The sequence below is a fragment of the Roseateles sp. genome (assembly GCF_039595295.1).
Taxonomy (GTDB): domain Bacteria; phylum Pseudomonadota; class Gammaproteobacteria; order Burkholderiales; family Burkholderiaceae_C; genus Roseateles.
Window position 1 is genome coordinate 1 of record NZ_JBCNLU010000054.1, and the last position, 21,263, is coordinate 21,263.

Genomic DNA, 21,263 nt, shown 5'->3' on the forward strand with positions numbered 1-21,263 from the left:
CCTGGGCACCATCGCACATGCGTTGGTGGACCGGCGTTCGACTTGATGGGGTGAATCGACATGGTGGCCGCCATGGCCGCCATGGCCGTCCTGGCTCACCTGATCGCCTGATCGCCTGATCGCCTGATCGCCTGAATGGACCGCAGCGTCCGCAAACGAGGAGCCGCTTCATGGCCACGACGATGACCGTTGCCAACTACTGCCTGATCGTCGCCTGCCTGCTGCCGGTGGTGAGCGCCGCGATCGCGAAGTCACGCGGCTTCGGGAAGCGGCGCAAGGACGGGGGTTTCGACAACCACGATCCGCGGGGATGGCTCTCGCGTCAGAGCGGCTGGCAGGCGCGCGCGAACGCGGCGCAGGCCAATGGGTTCGAGGTGCTACCCCTGTTCATCGCGGGGGTGCTCGCGGCGCAGCAGATGCATCACGACCAGGGGCGGATCGATCTGCTGGCGATGGGGTTCATCGCGGTTCGGGTGCTGTTCATCGTGCTGTATCTGGTCGATCAGCCGACGTTGAGAAGCCTGGCTTGGGTCGCGGGGACGGTGATTTCGGTGGCGATGTTCTTCGGGTGACGGCCTCGGTGCCTCGGCTCCCTCGCCCGCTTGCGGGAGAGGGCGGGGGAGAGGGTCTTCTGATTCCCCTTACCGCAGCGCCGTCTTCGTCGCCACCGTCCGCCCGCTGGATTCGCTGCCACCCCGCGCCGCCACCTTCGCCGAGCGCGTCTTGCCCGAAGACGCCTTCGTCGCCTTGTTCGTCGCGCTCGACGCCACCCGCGTGGTCTTCGCCGGCTTCGCGCTTCGCGCCGACGAACCCGCGTTCTTGCCCTTCGCCGTCACCGCCGGCTCCACCGCCGCGAGCGTCTGCCCTTCGCGCACATAAGCCACGACCTGCTGACCCGGCTTGAACGACGCCTTGGTGCTGACCTTGTTCCACTGCGCCAGCTGCGTCGTCCCCAGCCGATACCGTCGCGCCACGCTGGCCACCGTATCGCCCTTGTTGGCCTTCAGCGTGACCCGCCGCATCGGCGGCACATCCGGCGCGAACGCGATGCTCGCGTTGTCCGCCAGATGCTCCGACACATCCTGATCGCGTCCGACCCCGCGCGGCACCAGCAACGTCGAGCCCTTCGTGATCAGCATCCGCGCCGGAATCCGGTTGATCTCCCGCAGCCCGGTCTCGTTCATGCCGACCTGCCTGGCCGCATCGGCCGGCTTCATCGTCTTCGGAACGACCCAAGCCGTCCACGACGCCAGCGGCCCGCGGTACTGCTCGAGATTGGCGACGAAGGTGCTCGCGTTGTCATACGGCAGCAGGATCTGACCGCTGCTGGCCGCCAGGATCACCGGCTTGTTCATCGACGGGTTGAACTGGCGGAAGGTCTCCTCGTCCAGCTCCGCCAACTGCGCCGCGCGCGCCACGTCGATGTCGCGGTCGATGTTGACCGACAGGAAGTACGGGTGGTTCGCCACCGGCGGCAGCTGCAGCCCATAGGCTTCCGGCCGCATCACGATGTTCTTCACCGCCTGCAGCTTGGGCAGGTAGTAGCGGGTCTCGTCGGGGATGCGCAGGCTGTCGTAGTCGATGGGCAGGCCGGCCTTCTGGTTGCGGGCCACCGCCTTGCTGACGTTGCCCGGTCCCCAGTTGTAGGCGGCCAGCGCCAGCTGCCAGTCGCCGTTGAACATCTTGGACAGGCGCTGCAGATAGTCCAGCGCCGCCTTGGTCGAGGCCAGCACGTCGCGGCGGTCGTCGCGGAACAGGTTCTGCTTCAGGTCGAAGTCACGCCCAGTCGCCGGCATGAACTGCCACATGCCGACCGCCTTGGCGCTGGACTGGGCGTCGTTGCGGAAGGCGCTCTCGATGAAGGGCAACAGCGCCAGCTCCAGCGGCATGCCGCGCTTCTCGACCTCGTCGACCACGTGATAGAGATACAGGCTGCCGCGTCCGGTCATGCGGGCGACGTAGTCCGGGCGGGAGCTGTACCAGTCCTCGGCCTTGCGCACCAGGTCGTTGTCGAGCTCGGGCATGGCCATGCCGGCGCGGATGCGGGCCCACAGGTCCACATGCGAGCGCGGCGCGTCCAGATCGATCTTCTCTCCGGGATTCAGGTTGTCCTCGAGCAGCACATCCAGCTTCTCGACCGGCATCGCGCTCGCGACCAGGGTCTTGGGCGTGGTCGTCGACGGCGACACCGCCGAGGCGGCCGCCTGGACGGCCTGCACCGATTGCTGGGCCGCGGCTTTCGAGTCCGCGTTGCTGACCAGCGGCGTCGTCTTGGTCGCGCAGGCGGCCAGCGCCAGCGGCAGCAGGGCCGCGAGCAGCGTCAGCGCGGGGCGTTTGGAAGATCGGTGGAGAGCGTCGGTCGCCGACGCGCGGGGGCTGCGCGACGCGGAGGAATCAGCGGAATCGGGCAAAGAGGAATCAGGGGTCGGGTGTCGGTGCATCGGACTCTCAGCGAAAGACGTTCTTCCATTGGCGCAGGCCGGCCAGGACCGAGACCGGATCGGCGGTCACGTTCGAGTCGTGCCGCATGGCGGCGTCGCGCACGTCGTCGACGTCGCAGCGCAGGAAGGGGTTGATCTGGAGCTCCACGGCGAGGGTGGAGGGCAGGGTGGGCTGCTGCTCGTCGCGCCGGGCCAGACACCAGGCCTCGTGGCGCGCCGTCGCCTCGTTTCGGGGCTCGACTGTGCGAGCAAATCGCAGATTCGACAAGGTGTATTCATGCGCGCAGCACACCCGGGTTTCCCCAGGGAGCGCCGCCAGCTTGCGCAGCGAGTCCAGCATCTGCGTCGGCGTGCCCTCGAAAAGGCGGCCGCAGCCCGCGGAGAACAGCGTGTCGCCGCAGAAGAGCAGGGGCGCGGCATCGGTCGCGGCGCCGTCGCCACCGGCCTCGCCCAGCGGTTGCATCAGGACGAAAGCGATGTGTCCGGCGGTGTGGCCCGGCACCTCCAGCACGTCGAAATGGCGGCCCATCAGCGTGACCCGGTCGCCTTCGGAGAGCGGCTGGACGTCGATGGGCAGGACCTCGCCGGCGGGTCCCCAGACGCGAGCACCTTCCGCGAGCAGCGGCAGCAATTCGCGAACACCGCCGACGTGATCGGCGTGATGGTGGGTCACTAGAATGCCTCGGAGCTCCAGGCCCAGCGCGTCCAGTGCGTCCCGCACCGGCGCCGCGTCGCCCGGATCGACGACGATCGCTCCCATGCCGTCATGCAGCAGCCAGATGTAGTTGTCTGAGAAGGCGGGGAGGGCGACGAGGTTCATGCGTGCAAGGCGGATCAGGTCCCAGCGATGAAGACACCGGGCCAGGACGACGAATCGGCGCCGATTGTAGAGGCGACATCTCGGCAGGCCGCCGCCGCGGCGCAGCTGGCGGACTGGTTGCGCACGCCCGCCGGCCGCTATCTGCTGGCCTGGGAGCAGCGCTTCATCGACGCCGCGGTGATCGACTGGTTCGGCTATCACGCGCTGCAGCTGGGCTGCCCGCAGTTGCACGGGCTGCGGACCAATCGCATGTCCAACCGCTGGCTGGCCGTGAACCATGCACCGGTGGTCCGGCCGGCGGTCGAGGGGCCGCCCATGCCCGGGATGGGCGTGCATCCGCTGGAGTACCAGCCCGAGCCGCAGGCGCTGCCCGCGATGGGGCTGGATGCGGCGGGCCGCGTGTCCATCCTTTGCGAGTTTGATGCGCTCCCGTTCGAGGCCAACAGCCTGGATCTGGTGCTGCTCCCGCATACGCTGGAGCAGGCGCCCGATCCGCACCGCTGTCTGCGCGAGGTCGAGCGGGTGCTGCGCCCCGAGGGGCGGGTCGTGATCCTCGGTCTGAATCCCGCGAGCCTGTGGGCGGTGAGGCAGAATCTGGCCCGCGTCAACGGGCGGATGTTGGGGCGTCCGCCGCGGCTGTACCTGCCCGAGGAGGGCGAGTACATCGGCTACTGGCGGCTGCGCGACTGGTTGCGACTGCTGTCCTTCGAGGTCGAGCGGGCGCAGTTCGGCTGCTACCGGCCGCCCTTGCTGAGCGAGCCCTGGCTGTCGCGCTGGCAATGGATAGAGAAGCCGGGCGGCAAGTGGTGGACGGTGCTGGGCGCGCTGTATGGCGTGATCGCGGTCAAGCGCGTGCACGGCATGCGGCTGATCGACCTGACGCGCGGCAAGACGCGCGTGGCCAAGACCGCGCCGGCGGTCGCCGCCGTGCACCACCACCACCATCGCGGCCGGGACCGCGACACCGATTGACCTTCTGATCGATCTTCCGATCAACCTCTTGATTGACGCCAGGGCGGGACGTTCCGCCGGCCTTCTGATTGCATTGTTCTGACATGACCGATTCCACCGCCCATCCTTCCGAGACGACCGCGCCCGCCGCGCCCAAGATCGCCAAGCCCAGCGTCGTGATCTACACGGACGGCGCCTGCAAGGGCAACCCGGGCCCGGGCGGCTGGGGCGCGTGGCTGAGCAGCGGCGGCCATGAGAAGGAGCTCTTCGGCGGCGAGCGCAACACCACGAACAACCGGATGGAGTTGACGGCGGTGATCGAGGCGCTGACCTCGCTCAAGCGCAGCTGCAACATCGTGATCTACACGGACAGCGAGTACGTGCGCAAGGGCATGACGGAGTGGATCTCCGGCTGGCAGCGCCGGGGCTGGAAGACGGCCGATGGGAAGCCGGTCAAGAACGCGGAGCTGTGGCAGCGGCTGGACGCGCTGCGCAAGCTGCACACGGTCGAATGGCGCTGGGTCAAGGGCCACGCCGGCGACCCGGGCAACGAGCGCGCGGATGCGTTGGCGAACAAGGGGGTGTCGGTGGCGAAGTGATGTCGGCCTGAGCGTCGCTGGCGGTTCAACCGATCACGCACTCGACGTAGGGGCGCATCACGTTCTCGACGCGAGCGATCCGGGCATGAGCTCTGAGCTCGGCGGTCGTGAAGGCCTGCAGGGCCCAGCCCTCGCGAAGCGCCTCGATGGCGACATCCAGCCCCACCTTGCCTCGGTACTTGAAGCAATCGGCGATCGTCTTCGCGACGCTGAAAACGGGAACGCCGACGCCGTCGATCTCGTGCCTCACGATGCCATCGCTCAACGAAGCCTCGGACATTCGAGTGATTCGCACGGCGGGCGAATCGATTCGCGGCGCCGCGGCGTTTGATGGCACCGCAATCCACACGTCGTGGGGATCTTGTGTCCCGACTTCGTGAAAGCGCAGGGCCGACAAGAGGCAGACCACTGCTCGTGGGGCGCGCATACAGACTTCCGCGAGTGGCAGGTGCTCCGAAACCTCTCGCACTCTCGGCGCATAGATGCCATGGCCGACCCGCTGGATCCTGCCGGCGCGCACCATCCGGCTCAGCACCATGGACGGGACGCCCGCATCCCTGAGATCTCGCGCACGGATGAGCGAGCGACCTTCGGCGAGCGCGAGGACGAGTTGTTCGTGATTGGACGATGGACGAGGTGGCGAGCGCGACATGTCTCCACCGTACTTGCGACCCGGTTCCCCGCCCATGACTCAAACCTTGGTCGACCCCTGTCGTCTTCCAGCAGAAGCAGTGGTCCGCTGCCTGAAACATCGGAGCCGCCCTCCCATCCGTTCCCGTGCGGTGGACGTCGCCGCTACACTCTTTCGCCTTCCCCGGCCCTTCGCTTTTCCTCTCCGCCATGGACAACCAACCGCTGATCGACTGGCATTCGATGTTCATGGGCGTGGCCCTGCTGGCCAGCGCCCGTTCCAAGGACAGCCGCAAGCGCAACGGCGCCTGCATCGCGAGCCCGGACTTCAAGATCGTCGGCGTCGGCTACAACGGCCTGCCCCGCGGTTGCGACGATCACGACCCCGCCTACTGGTCCGATGACGACAGCGATCCGGCCAACTCGCGCCACAGCTACATCGTCCATGCCGAGGTCAACGCCATCCTCAACTGCGTCGTGCTGCCGCTGACCGGCAGCACCATCTACACGACGCAGTACCCGTGCCCACGCTGCGTCCAGTCCATCATCCAGGTCGGCATCCAGCGCGTCGTCTATCTGGAGAAGAAGGACCACCATTTCGGCCTGAACGCCGCCTCCGCGAAGATGCTGGCGGACGCGCGCGTGGACGTGCAGTCGCTCAGCGAGGTCGACGTGCCCGCCTCCGCCTGGTGCCACGAGCTCTCGAGCTTCATCGTCACGCCGCGGACCTGACGCGGACGCGCTTCGGCGGCGATCGCTCGAACTGGCGGGGAAATCCGGCGCTTTTCCGGCTCAAGTTTCGGAAGGGGCGGTTCATGATTCCGTCCACGACGACATGAACCCGTCCGAGGCCGCCATGCTGAATACGATCCCGCCGCACCTGATGCCCGAATCCGCCCAAGCCCCCTGGGGCGTCGTGCCGGACCTCGGCCTGACCGTGGCCGGTACCGCCGGCATGGACGAGCTGCTCCAGCTGCAGGACCTGATGGCCTCGAACGGCCTGACCCTGCAACCGACCCGCATGCTCTACGACCGCCTCTACGCGCTGGAGCGCCTGTCCACCGCGCACGCCCGTGGCGACGCCCGGCTGCAGGCCGCCGCCCAAGACCTGTTCGACGCCTATCAGCGTCGCGGCGAATGGATCGGCCTGGTCCACTGATCGCCCCGAGATTCCCCTCGATTTCCCGAGCCTGACCGGGCTCCCACATGAAGGCGCCGCGAGGCGCCTTCGTCGTTTCCGGCCTCACCGCGGCGCAGCGCATCCGCTCACCCGCTCCGGGGCGATTGCGTTTTCACTTCGCGCGGGCAGAATCCGCGCTCGCTGAAAAGCAATCAAATCAATCGATCTCGGGAGGGAATGGCGATGCCGTTCGTGGGTTTGGGGATTCACATCCTGCTGGCGCTGTTCTGCGCCGTGCACGCGGTGCGCAGCGGGCAACAGCTGTTCTGGCTGTTCATCCTGTTCTCGTTCCCGCTGCTGGGCAGTCTGGTCTATCTGTTCGTGATCGTCCTGCCGCACTCGCGGGTGGAACGCGGCGCCGTGCGCGCGGTGCGCGCCGCCGGCCGCGCGATGGATCCGGGCCGTGAGCTGCGCGAAGCCCGCGTCGCCTTCGACGAGACCCCCACCGCGCAGAACCAGATGCGTCTGGCCGCCGCGCTGCTGGACGCGGGCGACGCCGCCCAGGCCGCCGAGCAGTACCAGTCCTGCCTGCGCGGACCGTTCGCGAAGGATCTGGAGATCCGCCTCGGCGCCGCGCGCGCCTTCCTCGAAAGTGGACAGGCGGCGCAGGCGCTGAATCATCTGAGCTCGATCCGCGAGGAGCGCCCCGACTTCCGCGCCGAGCCGGTGTCGCTGCTGACCGCGCGGGCGCTGGCGGCCATGGATCGCGACGTCGAGGCGCGCGCCGAGTTCGTGTCCGCCTCCGAGCGCTTCGGCAGCGTCGAGGCCTGGGCGGAGTACGCGATCTGGGCCATCGCCCGAGGCGACACCGCCACCGCCCAGCCGCTGCTGGCGCAGATCGACAAGGTCGGCGCCAAGTGGAACGCGCTGACCCGGCAGCTCAACGAGCCGGTGATGCGCCGGTTGCGCGCCGCGCGCAAGGCGTGATCGCGGCTTGATCTCGCGCAGGGGCGAGGCGACGAGCGGCGCCCCGACTTGAGGGCCGATGGCTAAGATCGACCGGGTCGGCGCCGCCGTCCGGCGTCTCACGTCAAGGAGCCTGCCATGTCCGCATCACGCTCTCCCCGCGATTTCCCGCCCGGCCTGCAAGGCGGGCTCGAGCATGACGACGAGGATCACCGCATCGGCGAGACCGGCCAGCAAGGGCCGGAAGGCGAGGGGGACCTCGACCGCTCGCATCGGGAGCAGGGGCATCGCAAGGACGATCAGCGGTCCGATCGCGGCGATCCGCGCGCACCCAAGCGCTGAACGCTGAACGCTGAACGCTGAACGCTGAACGCTGAACGCTGAACGCGGGCCGGGATGGCCCGCCGCGGGTTGCGAACGCCCACCGAAGCCTCCGGACTGACGAGCCCTCTTCAGGGTCTCGTCGGAGGTTGGCATCGTGTCGTGCATCCACTCCTTTAGCCGGGTCGCGGCTGTCACCGTCACGTTGTTCCTTTCGCTCTTCGTCATGCAGCCGATCCAGGCCGAGATCCGGGAGCAACGGGTCACGACACCACTCGCAACCTACGTGCTGCGCAGCGACGAAGACGAGGACAAGCCGGACCTGACTCGGTCCTCGTCCGTGATGGGGCGAACCGCTGACGGCAGGGAGATCCTCTTTCAGGACTTGGGCCTGGTGGTCGGGTGCTGGGAGTTCTCCCCCCGTGCGATTGAGGTCACCGGTCGATCGGGACGCCGCGTTTCGGTAGCGCTGCTCTGCGGATCGCCCGGTGGCGGTCGCTACGAGACGCTCATCGCGATTCGGGACGGGAGCGGTGAGCTCGCCAGTCTGGAGTTCGGCAACGAGTCCGTGAACACCACGCTGACATCGGACGGACGGCTGGTCGCCGTCACGGTGTATCTGCTGGAGGTGCCGGGCATCGGCCGCCTGCTGGGCGTTCCCATGCAGTTCGAGCTGAACGTCGATGCGAAGCCGCTTCGATTCGACCCGGTTCGTGGCCATGTGGCCGCGACCCGCGTGCAAGAGATGCTCCAGGACATGAGGCAAGAGCTGTCCTCCAGCCACGACGCCGAGGCGTACTTCGCCTCCGCGCACGCCATCCTCGGAGAGCGGGCATGCGCCCATCTCCACAGGGATCTTCCAGGCCTCTGGAAGTTGTTGGGCGATGCGGAGCTCTCGGCTCTGAATCGCTGGATCGCATCGGAGTTCTCTTTGAAGGAGTGCAAACGCCATGGAACCCATTAGCAAGGATCAGCGCGCAATGGCTGAGCGAATCGCCGCCTATGGGCGCAAGAACGGGATCCAGCAGCATCTGATCGACGCCGCCGTGAAGTTCGCGTACATCGAGTCGAAGTTGGGAGCGCGCGAGTCGAAGGGAAACAATGCCGACGGCCTGTTCCAGTACAAGCCAATGCCTTGGAAGGAGCGGCATCAGAAGAGCCTGGGTACTGATCGATGGTCGGTGGACAACCAGATCGTTGCGATGTACCGAGATCTCCAGCGCTTTGAACGTCGCTACAACGATCTGTCCAATCCTCGGATACCGCGCCAGTCCGTGACGCTCGAGGAGTACCTCTACATCAAGCACCACGACGGCCCCAACAGCGGCGACTTCTCGCCCAGGGTCACCAGTCCGGACAGCCCAACGGGCTCATGGTGTACCGGCGCGACAACCCCACCTACGACGCCTCCGTCATCTTCCCGCCGAAGAAGACCAGCATCGCGCCTATCCGCAATCCCTGGGAGGTCACGTTGGGTCTGCCCGACATGAGCGCCATCGACTGGAGCGGCTTCCGTGCGGAGATCGAGAAGGGTCAGGCCATCATGGCGAATCTGGGCGGATCGAGCGCTTCATCGCCTGTCACGGGACCGGCGCCTCTGACTCCGGTGGCGTGGCCTGTCGTCACCGACAACACCCGCTGGACGCCGCCACCCGCATCGGACGGCCGCAGCTACATCGACACGCATCACTTCGATCCCGACACCGGAGCCTCCGTTTCCACGCGTCGTCGCCTGCGACGAGAGGCGGGCGTGCTGTCCGAGGCCATGGCCGGCGCAGGTCCTCAGTTTCCGCTGGCCGCGCCCGACGCCGGCGCCGTCCCCTTCGCCCCGGTCGCCTTGCGCCAGCTCGCCAGCGTGTTGGCGAACTCGATGACCGCCATCGCGTAATAACTGCTCTGGTTGTAGCGGGTGACCGTGTAGAAATTCTTGGTGCCGGCGACGTACACCGGCGCCGCGCCGCCCATCTGCAGCTCGATCAGCGCCAGCGGGCCGTTGTGCGCGCGGCCCTGCGGCGACAGCTGCGCCCCGACCGATTCGAACTGCTTCGCGTCCAGTTGCGGCAGCACGTCGCTGATCAGCAACTGCGCGCGCGCCGCCGTGTCATTCGGGACCTGCACCTCGTAATGCGTGGGCATGCCGGGCTGCCAGCCGTGCTCGCACAGGAAATGCGCCACCGAGCCGATCGCGTCCACCGGGCTGTTGATCAGGTCCACATGACCGTCGCCGTCGAAGTCCACCGCGTAGCGCCGCCAGCTGCCGGGCATGAACTGACCCCAGCCGATCGCGCCCGCATATGAGCCCTTCATCGCCAGCGGATCCAGGCCGTTCTCGCGCGCCAGGATCAGGAACTGGCGCAGCTCGTCGCGGAAGAAGGGGCTGCGGTCTCGGGCGCCGGGCGGCAGCGGCGACGGGTAATCGAAGCTCAGCGTCGCCAGCGCGTCCAGCACGCGGAAGTTGCCCATGATGCGGCCATAGAAGGTCTCCACGCCGATGATGGCTGCGATCACCTCGGCGGGCACGCCGTAGGTCGCCTCGGCGCGGGCGAGCGCCGCTTCGTGCTCCGACCAGAAGGCCAGACCGGCTTGCAGCCGCTGCGGCTCGATGAAGCGCAGCCGGTAGGCGCCCCAGTCCTTGGCCTGACCCGGCGCGCCGGGCAGGATCAAGCGCTGCACCGTCGGCTGCGACCGCGCCAGCGCCAGGATCGCGCGCAGCTCCTCGCGGCCGTAGCCCAGGGCCTGGGCTTCCGAATCGGCGAAGGCCATCACGTCGGCCCGATCGCCGTAGGCCGGTTGCACGACCGGCTTCGCGGGCTTGGCTTTCGACTTGGGCTTGGCCGCCGGTTTGGCCGACGCCTTCGGATGCGCCTTCGACGCGGGCCTGGACTCCGGTTGCGCCAGCGCGGTCGACGCCAGCAGCGGCGACATGGCGAGCGGCACGCTCAGCAGCGATTGCAGGAGAAGGCGACGGGGCAGGGAACGGCCAAGGACGGTCATGCGGGATTCGGGCAAAGGCTGGCGGTGATGCGAGGGGCGCAAGTGTGCGGGTGCACGAGAGCACGGGCGATGCCGGGGTCAGGCCTTGCGCCGGCGGAACTCGGCGCATTGCGCCGCGAACTGCCGCTGCCATTGTGACGTCCCCGCGCGTTGGTCCTGCCGGTAGCGCTGCGCTTCCAATTGCAACAGCGACTGGGCGAGCGCCTGGGCCGCCGCGCCATGCAGCTCGGCCAGCCGCTCGGCCCAGCGGCGCGGGGTTTCGTCGTCGCGCGTGTCCAGGCCGAGGCGGCCCAGCTCGCGCCGCACCCGCGCCCGCTGGCGCGACCAGGGATCGTGCGGGCGACGCTGCCATGCGGCCACCGCCGCGCCGGCCAGCCCCAGTCCCGCGAAGAGCAGCCCGGCGATCTGCGCCAGCGTGCCCCAGTCCGGCTCGCTGAAGCCCAGCCGGCGCAGCAGGCCCATCTGCTCGCCGGTGGAGAAGTTCAGCACCGACTGCTGCCAGCGGTTGTTCAGGCGCTCCCAGGCGTTTCGCAGCTCCAGCAGCAGGCCCGGGCTCAGCGCGTCCACCGCGCCGGCGAAGACGCCTGGCGGCGCCCGCAGCGGCTGGCCCTGGATGCGCTCCGGCGCGACCGCGGCGGTGGGATCGGCGCGACGCCAGCCGTCGGCGGCGGTCCAGTACTCGGCCCAGGCGTGGGCCTGGCTCATGCGCACGATGAGCTCACCGTCCTGCAGCTGCGGATCACCACCCTGGAAGCCGGTGACGACGCGAGCCGGCACGCCGGCGGCGCGCATCAGCAGCACGTAGGCCGCCGCGAAGTGCTCGCAAAAGCCCAGCTTGCGGTCGAACCAGAACTCGTCCACCGCGTGCGGCGTGGCTTCGCCGTAGACCCCCGGCGCCAGCGTGTAGCCGTAGCCGTCGCGGCGGATGCGGGTCAGTAGTTCACGGCTGACGGCCTCGGCACGCGCGTCGTCGGGCAACGCGGCGAAGCGCTCGTGCAGCTGCTGGCCCAGGAGCACCGTGCGGGGATTCAGCCCCGGCGGCAGCAGCAGGGATTCATTGCGTTCCGAGCGGCCTAGGGTCAGGCCCCAGTGCGCACGTGGCCAGGCCTCGAGCGTCAGCCGCAGGCGCTCGGCGATCGGGCGCGGCGTCAGCCATTGGCCCTGTTGGCCGCGCACGGCCGACTGCTGGCCCGCTTGCAGCCGCGCGCCCGGCGTGCCTGGGGCGACTTCCAGCAGCGGCAGCGCGTTCACCCTCAGCGGCTCAATGGTGGCGACGTAGCGCACCGGCTGGCCGGCGGGCTCGGGGTCGTCGTTCTTCGGTCCCCAGGTCACGCGCGGCGCGGTCCAGGTCTTGCCGTCGAAACGCGACAGCACCTGGGCGCGGAAGTACAGCAGCGGTTGCGGCGGGGGCGGGCCCTCGAAACGCAGGCGCATCGCGATGGTGTCGTCGTTGGCGACGTCGGCGAAGGCCCCGAAGGTCATGGTGTCGGAGAGCCCGGTGCGGGCGCCGGCGTCCTTGGGCAGGCCCCACAGCGGCGGCAGGCGCGGGAAGAGCAGGAACAGCGCCAGCATCACGGGCAGACCGACCAGCGTGTTGCGCGCGGCGATGCGGGCGGCGAGCCTCAGGCTGGGGACGCCCTGCGGCATCTGCGCGAGAACCAGCGCCGACAGCAGCGCCCACACGCAGGCCAGCATCCACAGCGCCACCAGCGGCGACTGCGAGTAGAGGAACTGCGTCAGCACCAGGAAGAAGCCGAGGAAGAAGACGACGAAGGCGTCGCGCTTGGCGCGCAGCTCCAGGGTCTTGAGCGCCATCAGCATGGCGAGCATGGTGATGCCGGCCTCGCGGCCGAGCAGGGTCTGATGGGTGGCGTAGGTCAGGCCGACGACCAGCGCCAGCACGGCCATCAAGCTCCATCGACCGGGCAGGGCCTCGCTGCGCCAGGCCAAGCGGGCGCGCCAGCCCAGCACCGCGGCGGTGATCACGCTGCACCACCAGGGCAGATGGCCGGCGTGCGGCAGCAGGGTGCCCGCGATGATGGCCAGCAGGAACAGCGTGTCGCGCGCTTCGCGGGGGAGCGGGCTGCGGCGTTTGGCGGGGCTTGCCGCGGTGGGCGGCGAAGGGAGAGAGGCGCTCATCGCGACGGCGTCCGGACCGCGGTGGGGAAGCGCGCAACGTAGCACACATCCGAAGGGCGATCACGCAGGACGGGCCGTCGCGCTGCTTCTTCTAGCAGGGAGTTTCCGGCGCCGCGCGCTTCCGCTGTCGGATCCTCCAGAGCATCCACACCGACAGGACGATCATGAACAGCTCGCCGGCACGATCGCCGTAGAGCTTGGAGAAGTTGTCGCCGACGATCAGCGGATAGACGATCAATCCATCCATCATGCTGCCGAACGAGAGTCGGACCAGCAGGTCATAGGTGAAATGCAGCGCCATGACGGCGAGAAGCGAGCGGCGCCAGAGATAGAGGCTGCCGAACAGGACGGCGCCAATGACCAGCCAGACCGCCGTCCCCTTGCTGATGGGAGGACCGAACATGTGGAGATACACGAAGAGCAGGATCTGGAGCAAGAAGGCGGCCGGTGTTCCGATGACTCGGCCGAGGCGATCCAGAACGAGGTATCGGCAGACGAGTTCTTCGGATACCGCTGCACGGACGGAGAAGCCGATCAAGTAGATCCACTGTTGCCCTCGCAGCTGATGAGGAGTCCAACGGACCATGCCCAGCAGGTGGCCGATCACCATCGCACCGGTCAGTCCCGCAGCGATCGCAACGCCCACCAGCATGTGCTTCCTCGACCCCGCGAATCCCAGACGCCTTGGAAACACGAGGAGGACAGCCAGGATGTCGAGTGCCGACTCAAAGAACGATGCACCCAGCTCGGCGTGCAGCGGGCCCAACCGGAAGACCTCCAGCCAGAGCCATCGGCTCAATGGATAGGTGATGTTGCCGAGTAGGTAGAGCGCGAGAAATACCCGCACCAGCTCCAACGCGCGTTGGCGGAACGTCTTCATGGTGCGGGCTCCGGGCGATGTCAGAAGTCGTTGCCGTACTTCATGGCGAAGTCGAAGCAGGCCCAGCTAAAGAACCCTTCGGCCCTGCACTTGGCACCGTCGAACTCCCTCTGATCGATGATTTCTCCCCAGGAGTTGGTCCCAGGAGATCTCGTCGCGGCGGCGTCGCCACCAGACACCATCTCGATCTCATGTGGTTCAAGTTCCGTCATATCAGCCTTCGAATTAGGGCGCGAGAACGGCGGCGCCCGTGCACCGAGCTCGTTTTTGCGGAGCGCTTCCTCCGTGTGAAGCGGCTGCCTCAGAGCTGATGCACATCCTCGGAGGGTCAGGTCTTGCCGACCATGGCCGCTCCAAGTCAAGACGCATGACGCCTTCTAGAGAAATGTGCAGTTGCGCCACTGATTCAAGTGGGCGATGACGGTGTGGCGCTTCCCAGCGCGACGACTTCGAACTACTCCTGGATCAGCGCCAACGCTTCCATGCACGCCCGGAAGTGATCCGGCCCCAGGTCCGGCGCGATCGACACGTCGCGCAGCTTGAGCCCATACGGCAAGCCGGCTTCCTCGGCCCGTCGCACCCAGGCGGCCAGTCGCGACAGGCGCTGCTCGAAGGGCAGGCCGCGCGTCGCCGACAGGTCCAGCCATTGCTCGCTGGCGCGGCTGCCCAGGCGCTCGCGCACCAGCAGCGGCGCGCCGCTCGTGCCGCCCGGCGACGCCGGCTGCGCCAGCGCCAGCGCCGATTTCTTCCACAGGATCTGACGCGGCGAATCGCCCTGCCGATACGGCCTCAGCCCCGGGTCGTCGCCCAGCCCGGGCTGGCCCTGGCCTTGCGGCAGGCCTTCCTCGACGGCGGCGGCGGGCGGCGCGTCGACCTCGGGCGCCGGATAGACCCAGGCCTGCGCGGCCGGCCGCCAGTAGCTCCAGACGACGAACAGGCCGAAGGGGAAATGCGATTCGATGCGCAAGCGCGGCAGCGCATGCCGGCCGCGGGTGGGGAAGCTCAGCTGCAGGTGCAGTTGCGCGTGACCCTGAGCGGGGACGTCGGCGGTCGCGGTGTCGGCCGCGGCGCCTCCAGGCAGACGCAGACCCACGCCGAAGCGCGCCGTGCCCGCGTTGTGCAGCCGGATGTCCAGCGCCAGCGGCTGACCGGCGTAGGCGGGCGGCGGCGTCTTCAGGTCGAGCTTGAGCCCGCGCAGGTTGGCGTGCGTCGAGTGCATCGACGCCAGCCCCGCGCCGCCCAGCAGGAAGGTCAGCAGATAGCCCAGGCTGAGCTGGTCGTTGATCGACGCCAGCAGCAGCACCAGCAGCGTCGCGCAAAAGGCGAAGCCGGGCCGGCTGGGCACGATGTAGAGATTGCGCTGCGTCAGCGCCGTCGTGTCGCTGGCCGGATGACGCGCCTGCCACCAGCGGTCCCAGCGGCCCTGCCAGGGCCAGCGCACCGCCGGCAGCTTCAGGCGGAACGACGGCATTGCATGCTCCGTTCGGGTGAGCGGATGAACGCGGCTTCGCGCCAAGCCCGCATCACGGCAGCGGCACCGCGGCCATCATGGCCCGGACCTGCTCGCGCGCGCCGCGGGCGCTGCCGCCGCGCGGCCGCAGCCGGTGCGCGATCGTCTGCGGCAGGATGGCCTGGACATCGTCCGGCGATACATAGTCGCGCCCGCTCAGCAGCGCCTTCGCGCGCGCCGCCCGCAGCAGCGCCAGACCGGCGCGCGGGCTCAGCCCTTCCTGGAACCACTCGCCCGAGCGCGTCGCCTCCAGCAGCGCCTGCAGGTAGTCCAGCAGCGCCGGCGAGACATGGATCTCCAGCACCTGCCGCTGCAGCGCCATCAGCTGCTCCGGCGTCATCACCGGCCGCAGCGTGCGCAGCAGCTCGCGGCTGTCCTGGCCCATCAGCAACTCGCGCTCGGCCTGGCGGTCCGGGTAGCCCAGGCTGATGCACATCAGGAAGCGGTCCAGCTGCGACTCCGGCAGCGGATGCGTGCCCAGCTGCTCGCTGGGGTTCTGCGTCGCGATGACGAAGAAAGGGCGGGGCAGCGGATGCGTGGTGCCGTCGACGCTCACCTGGTACTCCTCCATCGCCTCGAGCAGCGCGCTCTGCGTCTTGGGACCGGCGCGGTTGATCTCGTCGGCCAGCAGGACCTGGCTGAAGACCGGCCCCGGATGGAACTGGAAGGGGCTGCTGCCGCCGGCCTGCGCGGGCTGGTAGATGTTGACGCCCAGCAGGTCCGAGGGCATCAGGTCCGTCGTGAACTGCACTCGCGAGAAGCGCAGACCCAGCGAGATCGACAGCACATGCGCCAGCGTCGTCTTGCCGACGCCGGGCAGGTCCTCGATCAGCAGGTGACCGCCGGCCAGCAGGCAGGCCAGACAGTCCTCGGTCTGCGCCGGCTTGCCCTTGATGATCGTGCTAATCTGCCGCCGCAGGTCGGCCAGCGGGGCGGAGGCGAGGGTCGGAGCGTCGGAAATCATCGGCGCACGATAGCGCAGAAAGCCTTCGCGACGACGAAGCCACGACAACGCCCATTCCCTGCCGACGCCATGCCGACCGCCTTCATCAGCCACCCGGAATGCCAGCGCCATGACATGGGCGCCGGCCACCCCGAATGCCCGCAGCGCATCGCCGCGATCGAGGACTGGCTGATCTCGCACGGCATCGACACCGCGCTCGATCGCCATGACGCCCAAAGCGCCGAGCTGACCTCGCTGGAACGCGCCCACTCCGCCCGCTACGTCGCCGAGCTCAAGTCCGAGCTGCAGGCGCTGGAAGAGCAGGCGCGCCAGGGTGTCCCCAATCCGATGAAGGCGCTGGACCCCGACACCTGCGCCAACGCCCACACCTGGTCGGCCGCGCTGCATGCGGCCGGCGCCGCGGTGCAGGCCACCGACCTGGTGCTGGACGGCCGCGCCGAGAACGCCTTCTGCGCCGTGCGCCCGCCCGGCCACCACGCCACGCGCGATCAGGCGATGGGTTTCTGCTTCTTCAACAACGTGGCCGTGGCTGCGCGCCATGCGCTGGATGTGCGGGGCCTGGACCGCGTCGCGGTGGTGGACTTCGACGTCCATCACGGCAACGGCACCGAGGACATCCTCGCAGGCGACGACCGGGTGCTGATGGTCGGCATCTTCCAGGACCCGCTGTACCCCTACAGCGGCACCGAGCCCAAGGGCTCGAACATGCTCAACCTGCCCATCCCGCCCTACACCCGCGGACCCGAGGTGCGCGAGATGATCGAGGCGCTGTGGATGCCCGCGCTGGAGCGCTTCAAGCCGCAGATGATTTTCGTCTCCGCCGGCTTCGATGCGCATCGCGACGACGACCTGGCCCAGCTGGGCCTGGTCGAGGCCGATTACGAATGGATCACGCTGCGCATCATGGACGTGGCCAAGCGCCACGCGAAGGGCCGCATCGTGTCCTGCCTGGAAGGCGGCTACGACCTGGGCGCGTTGGCGCGCAGCGTCGGCATCCACCTGCGCACGCTGGCCGGCATCTAGGCCCTGAGCGCCATCCGGACGATTCGAGCAAGACCTGACCCCGCGGGCCGATCGCTGCCCGCCGTCCTTTTCCCTTGACATCCTGAGAGCCCGATCCTGAACGCCTCCCTGAATCACACGCTGACCTCGACCATGAGCCTGGCGGAACTCCGCGCGCTGGGCCGTTCACTCGTGAGCGTGAACGCGCTCATCGAAGTCGGATTGCTGCTGGCCTGCCTGGGCCTGTCGTGGCTGATCGTCAACCGCATCGCCAGGCACGCGCGCAACGTGGACGCGCAGCGCTCGGTGCTGCTCGGCAGGCGCGTCTTCGACGGGCTGCTGTTCCCGGTCGTCGCGCTGCTGCTGGCGCTGGGGGCGCGGCGCCTGATGCCGCTGATCGACCTGCCGATGGCGCTGTTCAAGCTGGTCATCCCGGTGCTGATGTCGCTGGTGATCATCCGCTTCGTCGCCCGGGTGCTGCGCGCGGCTTTCCCCAATTCGCTGGGTACGCGGCTGCTGGAACGCAGCGTGTCCTGGGTCGCCTGGGGGGGCTCCATTCTCTGGATCATCGGCGTGCTGCCCTTGATCATGAATGAGCTGGACGACATCAAGCTCGATTGGCTGGCGCCGAAGAACACCAAACGCGAGCATCTCCCGACCGTGCTCTCGATCCTGCAGGACGTGCTGCAGGTCGGCCTCGTGATGATCGTGGTGCTGTGGCTGTCGTCAATCGTCGAGGCGCGCATGCTGCGCGGCAAGGCAGTCGATCTGTCGATGCGCAAGATCGCGGTGAACATCACGCGCACCGTGCTGCTCGCCATCGGCGCGCTGGTGGCGATGAACATGCTGGGCCTGGACGTGAGTTCCCTGTCCTGGCTCGCGGGCGCGGTCGGCGTGGGCCTGGGCTTCGGCCTGCAGAAGATCACCTCGAACTACGTCTCCGGTTTCATGATCCTGGCCGAGCGCTCCATACGCATCGGCGACATGGTCAAGGTCGACAACTTCGAAGGCAAGATCAGCGACATCAAGACCCGTTACACGGTGATTCGCGCGCTCAACGGCCGCGAGTCCATCGTCCCCAACGAGTCGCTGATCACCACCCGCGTCGAGAACCTCTCGCTGGCCGATCCGCAGGTGTCGGTGTCGACGGTGGTCCAGGTGGCCTACGGGACCGATCTGGACATGCTGTTCCCCAAGCTGATCGAGGCCATCCAGCGCGTGCCCCGCGTGCTGTCCGAGCCGGGTCCCTCGGTGCTGCTGAGCAACTTCGCCGCCGACGGGCTGGAGCTGACGATCAGCTTCTGGATTTCCGACCCGCACAACGGCCAGGGCGGGGTGCGTTCCGAGGTCAACCTGACCATCCTGCGGCTGCTGAATCATTTCAAGATTGACATACCGTTTCCGCAGCGGGTGCTCCATACGGCACCCGCGGACATCCCGCCGGCGTTCGGCGCGACCCCCGGTGCGCCATCGGACGAGCTGCGCCGCTGAGCCCCCGGTTCATCCCGATCTCCCTCTGAAGAACGCCCCGCAAGGGGCGTTCTTCATGGCCGTTCCAGCGCGTCGCGATGGCGCCGAAATGACGACGCCAGCACGCCGAAGCACCAAATTGGCGCGTGAATACTGGGCATCTGAACGCTTCATAAACAAGAAATGTTGCTTAACCTTCGTGCCATGACAGCGCCTGTCAAAGGCGTCAGCACAGCAGGGAGGATTCCATGGGAATCAGTTCAACCGGACTGGGCAGCAACCTCAATGTCGAGGCCATCGTCCAGAAGCTGGTGTCGGTGGAGCGCCAGCCCATCGACAACCTCAACGCGGCCAGCGACAAGATCAAGACCAAGATCTCGGTCTTCGGAAAGATTCAATCGGCCTTGAGCGCCTTGCGCGATGCCTCGTCCAAGCTGACCAAGCCCGAGACCTGGCAGGGCATCACCGCGGGCACTTCCGACGCCACCGTCGTGACGGCCGCCGGCGGCGCGGGCGCGGCGGAGGGCAGCTATGCGATGAAGATCGACAAGCTGGCCTCGTCGCAGAGCCTGTCCAGTCCGATGTTCAAGAAGGGTGACAGGCTGGGCGGCGGCACGCTGACGCTGGAGCTGGGCACCTGGGGCGCCGGCAACAGCTTCACGCCCAAGGCCGGCAGCTCGCCCAAGACCGTCACCATCGACCCGACGCGGGACTCGCTGGAGGACGTGCGCGACAAGATCAACGGGGCGGGCGCCGGCGTGGTGGCTTCGCTGGTGAACGACGTCAACGGCTCGCGGCTGGTGATCCGGTCCAAGGACACGGGCGCGGAGAACGGCTTCCGCCTGACCGCCGCGCCCACCGAGGCGCCCGAGCCCGGCAAGCCATCGCTGGCGGACCTGGCCTTCGGCGTGACGGGGCAGACCTCGCGCATGACCGAGGACATGAAGGCCTCCAATGCCGAGCTCACGGTGAACGGCTTGGCCATCACCTCGGCCACCAACACCATCGAGACGGCCATCGACGGCGTGACCTTCAATCTGCAGAAGACCGGCAGCGCGACGGTGACGGCCTCGCAGGACAAGGAGGGGCTGAAGAAAATCGTCAGCGACTTCGTCACCGCCTACAACGCCGCCATCACGCTGATGCGCGACAACACCAAGTACGACTCGGAGACCAAGACCGCGGCGACGCTGCAGGGCGACAGCACCGCGGTGGGCCTGATCAACCGGCTGCGCGGCGCGGTGAGCTCGGGCACGACGCTGCCCGGGGCCTTCGCGCATCTGCCCGACATCGGCCTGACCATGGGCGTGAACGGGACGATCTCGATCAACGACACCAAGTTCACCAAGGCCTTGTCGCAGCGTGCCGACATGAAGCAGCTGTTCATGGGCATCGACAAGAACAACTCGGACAACAGCGGCATCGCGGCCAAGCTGCGCGAGATGACTGATCAGATCCTGGGCATGGACGGCGCGCTGTCGACGCGGACCAAGGGCCTGCAGGAGAACCTCAAGTCCAACAGCAAGCGGGTGGACTCGCTGGAGGACCGCGTCGCCAACTACGAGAAGCGCTTGCGGCGGCAGTACACGGCGCTGGACACGTCCATGTCCAACCTCGGCCAGAAGCAGGGTCTCGTGGACAAGCTGTCGAGGATGTACGGCTGACGCCTCGCCTTCCAACTCGCTCGCCTTCTGGCTCCCTCTCCCGCTTGCGGGAGCGCGCGTTGGAGTGGCTCCCTCTCCCGCTTGCGGGAGAGGGCAGGGGAGAGGGTCCCCCGAGTGCCCCCCGGGGACTCCCCCGCAACCCCCAAGCAAAGAGGCCACCTCCCGGTGGCCTCCGTCATTGGTCTTCCCCGAAGGAAGGCCCCACCGATCAACCCGCCGCGACCGGAATCTTGACCGCCTTGCCCGACGCGATGCGCTGCTGCCACTCGGCCGGGCCGGTGATGTGGGCGCTGGTGCCGCCGGCGTCGACGGCCACGGTCACGGGCATGTCGACGACGTCGAACTCATAGATCGCTTCCATGCCCAGGTCCTCGAAGCCGACGACCTTGGCGTGCTTGATCGCCTTGGACACCAGATACGCCGAGCCGCCGACGGCCATCAGGTAGGCCGACTTGTGGTTCTTGATGGACTCGATGGCGACGGGGCCGCGCTCGGCCTTGCCGATCATGGCGATGAGGCCGGTCTTCTCCAGCATCATGTCGGTGAACTTGTCCATGCGGGTGGCGGTCGTGGGACCGGCCGGGCCGACGACTTCATCGCGCACCGGATCGACCGGGCCGACGTAGTAGATGACGCGGTTGGTGAAGTCCACGGGCAGCGATTCACCCTTGGCCAGCATGTCCTGGATGCGCTTGTGGGCGGCATCGCGGCCGGTCAGCATCTTGCCGTTGAGCAGCAGCGTGTCGCCCGGCTTCCAGCTGGCGACCTCGTCCTTGGTCAGCGTGTTCAGGT

Annotated in this window: 23 protein-coding genes; 13 read left to right on the forward strand and 10 right to left on the reverse strand. The window is 68.0% G+C overall.

All coding sequences use genetic code 11. The features are described from left to right. The first annotated feature begins 170 nt into the window (after nt 1–170). Nucleotides 171–572, forward strand: coding sequence for an MAPEG family protein (locus ABDW59_RS22760; RefSeq protein ID WP_343633448.1), 402 nt, complete (start codon nt 171–173; stop codon nt 570–572). A 69-nt stretch (nt 573–641) separates the two neighbouring features. Here ABDW59_RS22760 and ABDW59_RS22765 read toward each other — a convergent pair whose 3' ends face one another. Both ABDW59_RS22765 and gloB read right to left on the reverse strand, forming a co-directional pair. Beyond that, nucleotides 642–2,411, reverse strand: a complete 1,770-nt coding sequence (locus ABDW59_RS22765) for a transglycosylase SLT domain-containing protein (RefSeq protein WP_343633450.1) — start codon at nt 2,409–2,411, stop codon at nt 642–644. A gap of 37 nt (nt 2,412–2,448) precedes the next feature. Beyond that, the gene (gene gloB / locus ABDW59_RS22770) at nt 2,449–3,261 is read right to left on the reverse strand and encodes a hydroxyacylglutathione hydrolase (protein ID WP_343633452.1); all 813 of its coding nucleotides are present in this window, start codon (nt 3,259–3,261) and stop codon (nt 2,449–2,451) included. A 105-nt stretch (nt 3,262–3,366) separates the two neighbouring features. Here gloB and ABDW59_RS22775 point away from each other — a divergent pair, with 105 nt between their 5' ends. Both ABDW59_RS22775 and rnhA read left to right on the forward strand, forming a co-directional pair. After that, nucleotides 3,367–4,233: a class I SAM-dependent methyltransferase gene (locus ABDW59_RS22775; protein ID WP_343633491.1), complete on the forward strand. Its 867-nt coding sequence runs from the start codon at nt 3,367–3,369 to the stop codon at nt 4,231–4,233. A gap of 83 nt (nt 4,234–4,316) precedes the next feature. Continuing rightward, nucleotides 4,317–4,811, forward strand: coding sequence for a ribonuclease HI (gene rnhA / locus ABDW59_RS22780; protein WP_343633454.1), 495 nt, complete (start codon nt 4,317–4,319; stop codon nt 4,809–4,811). A 25-nt stretch (nt 4,812–4,836) separates the two neighbouring features. Here the strand turns inward: rnhA and ABDW59_RS22785 are convergent, their stop codons facing one another. Next, entirely contained in the window at nt 4,837–5,499 is a 663-nt protein-coding gene (locus tag ABDW59_RS22785) for a type IV toxin-antitoxin system AbiEi family antitoxin domain-containing protein (protein WP_343633456.1), read from the reverse strand. 152 nt (nt 5,500–5,651) lie between these two features. Between ABDW59_RS22785 and ABDW59_RS22790 the strand changes: the two genes are divergently transcribed. From ABDW59_RS22790 to ABDW59_RS22820, 7 genes are all read left to right on the forward strand, one after another. Continuing rightward, a complete protein-coding gene (locus ABDW59_RS22790; RefSeq protein ID WP_343633458.1) occupies nt 5,652–6,173 on the forward strand; it encodes a dCMP deaminase family protein in 522 nt (173 codons plus the stop codon). A 124-nt stretch (nt 6,174–6,297) separates the two neighbouring features. Further along, nucleotides 6,298–6,600, forward strand: coding sequence for a hypothetical protein (locus ABDW59_RS22795; RefSeq protein WP_343633460.1), 303 nt, complete (start codon nt 6,298–6,300; stop codon nt 6,598–6,600). 204 nt (nt 6,601–6,804) lie between these two features. Then, entirely contained in the window at nt 6,805–7,548 is a 744-nt protein-coding gene (locus ABDW59_RS22800; RefSeq protein ID WP_343633462.1) for a tetratricopeptide repeat protein, read from the forward strand. A gap of 117 nt (nt 7,549–7,665) precedes the next feature. After that, nucleotides 7,666–7,869, forward strand: a complete 204-nt coding sequence (locus ABDW59_RS22805; protein WP_343633464.1) for a hypothetical protein — start codon at nt 7,666–7,668, stop codon at nt 7,867–7,869. Nucleotides 7,870–8,005: 136 nt separating this feature from the next. Next, nucleotides 8,006–8,812, forward strand: coding sequence for a hypothetical protein (locus ABDW59_RS22810; protein WP_343633466.1), 807 nt, complete (start codon nt 8,006–8,008; stop codon nt 8,810–8,812). Then, complete coding sequence (locus ABDW59_RS22815) at nt 8,799–9,338, forward strand: hypothetical protein (protein WP_343633468.1); 540 nt, start codon at nt 8,799–8,801, stop codon at nt 9,336–9,338. Before ABDW59_RS22810 ends, ABDW59_RS22815 begins: the two co-directional genes overlap by 14 nt. Further along, on the forward strand, nt 9,320–9,736 hold the full coding sequence (locus ABDW59_RS22820; protein ID WP_343633470.1) for a hypothetical protein: 417 nt from the start codon (nt 9,320–9,322) through the stop codon (nt 9,734–9,736). The genes ABDW59_RS22815 and ABDW59_RS22820 overlap by 19 nt, the downstream gene beginning before the upstream one ends. Here the strand turns inward: ABDW59_RS22820 and mltB are convergent. From mltB to ABDW59_RS22850, 6 genes are all read right to left on the reverse strand, one after another. Continuing rightward, nucleotides 9,631–10,842: a lytic murein transglycosylase B gene (mltB, locus tag ABDW59_RS22825; RefSeq protein ID WP_343633472.1), complete on the reverse strand. Its 1,212-nt coding sequence runs from the start codon at nt 10,840–10,842 to the stop codon at nt 9,631–9,633. The genes ABDW59_RS22820 and mltB overlap by 106 nt on opposite strands. 78 nt (nt 10,843–10,920) lie before the next feature. Beyond that, complete coding sequence (locus tag ABDW59_RS22830; protein ID WP_343633474.1) at nt 10,921–12,981, reverse strand: DUF3488 and transglutaminase-like domain-containing protein; 2,061 nt, start codon at nt 12,979–12,981, stop codon at nt 10,921–10,923. Between the two features lie 91 nt (nt 12,982–13,072). Next, a complete protein-coding gene (locus ABDW59_RS22835) occupies nt 13,073–13,861 on the reverse strand; it encodes a type II CAAX endopeptidase family protein (protein ID WP_343633476.1) in 789 nt (262 codons plus the stop codon). A gap of 20 nt (nt 13,862–13,881) precedes the next feature. Then, nucleotides 13,882–14,073, reverse strand: coding sequence for a hypothetical protein (locus tag ABDW59_RS22840; protein ID WP_343633478.1), 192 nt, complete (start codon nt 14,071–14,073; stop codon nt 13,882–13,884). A gap of 242 nt (nt 14,074–14,315) precedes the next feature. Then, nucleotides 14,316–15,332, reverse strand: a complete 1,017-nt coding sequence (locus tag ABDW59_RS22845; RefSeq protein WP_343633480.1) for a DUF58 domain-containing protein — start codon at nt 15,330–15,332, stop codon at nt 14,316–14,318. Between the two features lie 52 nt (nt 15,333–15,384). After that, complete coding sequence (locus ABDW59_RS22850) at nt 15,385–16,335, reverse strand: MoxR family ATPase (RefSeq protein WP_343633482.1); 951 nt, start codon at nt 16,333–16,335, stop codon at nt 15,385–15,387. Nucleotides 16,336–16,404: 69 nt separating this feature from the next. Between ABDW59_RS22850 and ABDW59_RS22855 the strand changes: the two genes are divergently transcribed. The 3 genes from ABDW59_RS22855 to fliD all read left to right on the forward strand — a co-directional run bounded on the left by ABDW59_RS22855 (nt 16,405) and on the right by fliD (nt 20,471). Continuing rightward, nucleotides 16,405–17,358 carry a histone deacetylase family protein gene (locus ABDW59_RS22855; RefSeq protein ID WP_343633484.1) on the forward strand — a complete coding sequence of 318 codons (954 nt, stop codon included), beginning with the start codon at nt 16,405–16,407 and terminating at the stop codon, nt 17,356–17,358. 132 nt (nt 17,359–17,490) lie between these two features. After that, the gene (locus tag ABDW59_RS22860) at nt 17,491–18,828 is read left to right on the forward strand and encodes a mechanosensitive ion channel domain-containing protein (protein ID WP_343633486.1); all 1,338 of its coding nucleotides are present in this window, start codon (nt 17,491–17,493) and stop codon (nt 18,826–18,828) included. 227 nt (nt 18,829–19,055) lie between these two features. Continuing rightward, a complete protein-coding gene (gene fliD, locus ABDW59_RS22865; protein ID WP_343633488.1) occupies nt 19,056–20,471 on the forward strand; it encodes a flagellar filament capping protein FliD in 1,416 nt (471 codons plus the stop codon). Between the two features lie 208 nt (nt 20,472–20,679). On the opposite strand, the gene ABDW59_RS22870 is transcribed toward fliD, so the two are convergent. Further along, nucleotides 20,680–21,263: fumarate hydratase C-terminal domain-containing protein (locus tag ABDW59_RS22870; protein WP_343633489.1), on the reverse strand; the 584-nt coding region annotated here is incomplete at its 5' end.

Excerpts from the sequence above, each read along its gene's own strand:
- ABDW59_RS22760 (WP_343633448.1), top strand. The coding sequence starts at position 171 with ATGGCCACGACGATGACCGTTGCCAACTACTGCCTGATCGTCGCCTGC.
- gloB (WP_343633452.1), bottom strand. The coding sequence starts at position 3,261 with ATGAACCTCGTCGCCCTCCCCGCCTTCTCAGACAACTACATCTGGCTG.
- rnhA (WP_343633454.1), top strand. The coding sequence starts at position 4,317 with ATGACCGATTCCACCGCCCATCCTTCCGAGACGACCGCGCCCGCCGCG.
- ABDW59_RS22785 (WP_343633456.1), bottom strand. The coding sequence starts at position 5,499 with ATGGGCGGGGAACCGGGTCGCAAGTACGGTGGAGACATGTCGCGCTCG.
- ABDW59_RS22790 (WP_343633458.1), top strand. The coding sequence starts at position 5,652 with ATGGACAACCAACCGCTGATCGACTGGCATTCGATGTTCATGGGCGTG.
- ABDW59_RS22795 (WP_343633460.1), top strand. The coding sequence starts at position 6,298 with ATGCTGAATACGATCCCGCCGCACCTGATGCCCGAATCCGCCCAAGCC.
- ABDW59_RS22800 (WP_343633462.1), top strand. The coding sequence starts at position 6,805 with ATGCCGTTCGTGGGTTTGGGGATTCACATCCTGCTGGCGCTGTTCTGC.
- ABDW59_RS22805 (WP_343633464.1), top strand. The coding sequence starts at position 7,666 with ATGTCCGCATCACGCTCTCCCCGCGATTTCCCGCCCGGCCTGCAAGGC.
- ABDW59_RS22815 (WP_343633468.1), top strand. The coding sequence starts at position 8,799 with ATGGAACCCATTAGCAAGGATCAGCGCGCAATGGCTGAGCGAATCGCC.
- mltB (WP_343633472.1), bottom strand. The coding sequence starts at position 10,842 with ATGACCGTCCTTGGCCGTTCCCTGCCCCGTCGCCTTCTCCTGCAATCG.
- ABDW59_RS22830 (WP_343633474.1), bottom strand. The coding sequence starts at position 12,981 with ATGAGCGCCTCTCTCCCTTCGCCGCCCACCGCGGCAAGCCCCGCCAAA.
- ABDW59_RS22835 (WP_343633476.1), bottom strand. The coding sequence starts at position 13,861 with ATGAAGACGTTCCGCCAACGCGCGTTGGAGCTGGTGCGGGTATTTCTC.
- ABDW59_RS22840 (WP_343633478.1), bottom strand. The coding sequence starts at position 14,073 with ATGACGGAACTTGAACCACATGAGATCGAGATGGTGTCTGGTGGCGAC.
- ABDW59_RS22845 (WP_343633480.1), bottom strand. The coding sequence starts at position 15,332 with ATGCCGTCGTTCCGCCTGAAGCTGCCGGCGGTGCGCTGGCCCTGGCAG.
- ABDW59_RS22850 (WP_343633482.1), bottom strand. The coding sequence starts at position 16,335 with ATGATTTCCGACGCTCCGACCCTCGCCTCCGCCCCGCTGGCCGACCTG.
- ABDW59_RS22855 (WP_343633484.1), top strand. The coding sequence starts at position 16,405 with ATGCCGACCGCCTTCATCAGCCACCCGGAATGCCAGCGCCATGACATG.
- ABDW59_RS22860 (WP_343633486.1), top strand. The coding sequence starts at position 17,491 with ATGAGCCTGGCGGAACTCCGCGCGCTGGGCCGTTCACTCGTGAGCGTG.
- fliD (WP_343633488.1), top strand. The coding sequence starts at position 19,056 with ATGGGAATCAGTTCAACCGGACTGGGCAGCAACCTCAATGTCGAGGCC.